Origin of the sequence: Foetidibacter luteolus, from assembly GCF_009650435.1 — a bacterium.
GTDB classification, from domain to species: Bacteria; Bacteroidota; Bacteroidia; order Chitinophagales; family Chitinophagaceae; genus Foetidibacter; species Foetidibacter luteolus.
Window position 1 is genome coordinate 1 of sequence record NZ_VVIP01000015.1, and the last position, 2,822, is coordinate 2,822.

A 2,822-nucleotide genomic window follows, 5' to 3' on the forward strand; every position below is an offset into this window, starting at 1 on the left:
TTCAGGTTCACCTGGAAGGCTACCGTTGAGGCTGCCGCCACGTTGCTGTAGGCTGAGTACACATTGGCGCCTGTTATGGTCCTTACTTTGTAATAGTAGCTGCTGCCTGCACTCAAACCATTGTTGGTATACGTGGTTACATTCGTACCCACTGTGCCCAGCAGGCTGTAGCTGCCATTAAGGCTTGTTGAACGCCATACCTGGTAACCGCTGTTTTCCGCAGTGCCGGTCCAGTCCAGCTTTATCTGTGTCTTGGATATACCGCTGGCCACCAGGTTCGTTGGTGATGACGGTGTGCCGTCAAACGGATAACTCACTATCTCCAGTGCCCCAAGGTAGCTGAACTGAGAGCCGTTGGCCGCAGCTATGCTGATAATTATCTGTCCATTGGCATCAGGGCTTACACCGTTGATGCTGGCTGTTGTGCTGCTGTTGTTTGTTGCGTTCAGTACCACACTCTGCGCCCCTACCGTGTAGCTGCTGGTAAGTGCCAGGTTGTAGTTGGCGCGGCTGGCAAAGAATACAAGGTTGTATTTGTTCGCTGATGATAAGCCGCTCAGCCTTACCGTTCTTACATCCGGTGCTGACTGGTAGTAGAAGCTCCGTATAACATTATCCGGATAAACACCGCTGTTGTCGCCCGTTACCACGCCGTTCGTGTTGGAACCTGTCCATGCTTCCGGCAGCGTAAGGCTGACGCCAGTACCATTGCCATTCTCATCCTGCAGGTTACTTAAGGTAAAGTTGGCTACAGGGGCGCTGTTGGTATTGTTCCATGGCGCTGGTGAAGTATAAGTGCCATTGGTAAAGTTTACGTAAGTGGATACGCCGTTCTTCACCACTATCTTTATCTGCCTGCTGGCTGCTGCTCCTTTGTTGTCGGTGGCTGTTATCGTAATGCCTCCATAAGTGCCTACCGTGCCGGTACCTGTTACCTGTATCACACCATTGCCGTTACCATTATCGGTAAAGCTGGCAAAGGAAGGCAACCCGCTGGCCGACAGGGTAATCACATCGCCCGGTATGTCAGCCGCTGTAACGGCCACATTCTTCGCTTCATTAATGCCCACGCGTATATCGCTTACTTCGCCTGTAAATACAGGGGCCGTATTAATAGTGCCTACTGCTATCGTATCGCTGTAGGGTGAGGCGCCGATGCCGTTGACAGCCCTTACCGCATAGTAATAAGTGGGGCCACCCAGAACAGTGGAGTCTGTGAAGGAAACAAGGTTCGCTGTACTGCCGCCGGGATTTAAGAGCGTATAAGCCCCTTCCCTGCTGTTGCTGCGGTACACTTCATAGCCGGTCTCGTTATAGGCGGCATCCACCCAGCTAAGGTTAACCTTGCCGCTCACCAACTGGCCTGCCAGGTTGCGGGGCTTGGCCGGCGCCGTACCGTCATCATATACGCTGCTGATGACAAGGGTGCCCAGGTAGGCAAACTGTGAGCCGGCCTGCGCCCTCACATCAAGGTTCAGTGTGCCGTCCGGTGCAGGGCTCAGGTTGCTGAACGTTACCGTGTTCTGGCTGTTGTTGGCCGCGTTAAGCGATAACGTTTGCCCGTTCATCACATAATCCGCTACCACTACAACGCCTGCCGCAGGGTTGGCACGGCTGCCGAATACGGTAAAATTGTATTTGTACAGCGGGCTTAATCCGTATATCCGCAGTGTCTGCGTTACTGTAGTTGTGAAATACGATGTCCTCATCACATTATCAGGGTATATGCCGCTGTTGTTATTGGTGCTTACACCCAGCGTGTTCACACCGCTGCTGGTCATGCTCTGCCATGGTGTTAATATCTGTATCCCTACCGCGGAAGTAGCCCCTGTTTCATCTTTCAGCGCAGCGAAGTTGTCGTTCTGCACGGGGTTCTTCGCCGTGTTGTTCCAGGGTGCGGGGGAAGTATAAGTTCCATTGGTGAAGTTCACATAGATCTTCTTATCGGGGTTTACATCATTTACCGTGATATAGAATGTAAGGGTATCAAAACCGTTGTTGCCATCGGTTACTTTGGCCTGTACCGGGTACACGCCGTTATCGGCATAGCCGGGGGCAAAGTTTAACTGTGCTGTGCCGCCATTGGTGCTTACGGTGGCAAAGCCCGGTAAACCAATAAACTCCCAGTTCAGTACATCGGCTACGTTCTGGTCGGTAGCGCTTACGTTCAGTTGGGCTGTCTGCAGTTCAGCTACCGTTACGTTGCTGATGGGGTCAATATGCGGGTTGTAGTTATCATTTACCGTAAGGTTGAATACCTGGCTGCTGCTGCCGCCATGCTCGTCATTTACGGTTACCGTAATATCATTATAAGTGCCCTGATCGGTTACTGATGCCGGGTTGAAGCTTAGGGTGCCCGTACCATTGCCTGAAGGTGTATAGCTGCCAAAGGCGGGCAGGCCTGTTACCTGTATGTTCAGCAGTTCAGGGTCTGGGTCCACAGCCGTTACATTCAACTGCAACTGTGTGCCATAACGCATGTGCTGGTTTGACAGGCTGGTTACAAACACAGGTACCGTGTTTAGTGTTTTGGCGCTGTCTTCGTTGCTGTAACCGGAGGGGCCGCTCACGTTTTTGGCCCTTACCCTGTAATACGAGATGGAATTGGCAAACAACCCGGAATCCTTATACGTTACCGTACCGGCGGGCAGGGTGGCCAGCAATACATAGTTACTGTTGCCGCCTGCTGAACGGTACAGCTCATAAGCTGTCTCATCCGTTGCATTATCCGTCCAGGTTATCTCGTTGGCAGAAGTGCTGATGCCTGATGCCAGCAAACCCGTAGGTGCCAGCGGCGCATCAGGCAGCGGCAAACTTGTACC

General features: G+C 52.5%; 1 protein-coding gene. It reads right to left on the reverse strand.

Annotated elements, in window-relative coordinates:
* A partial coding sequence (locus F0364_RS04685) for a fibronectin type III domain-containing protein (protein ID WP_153796603.1) occupies positions 1-2,822 on the reverse strand: 2,822 nt, incomplete at both ends.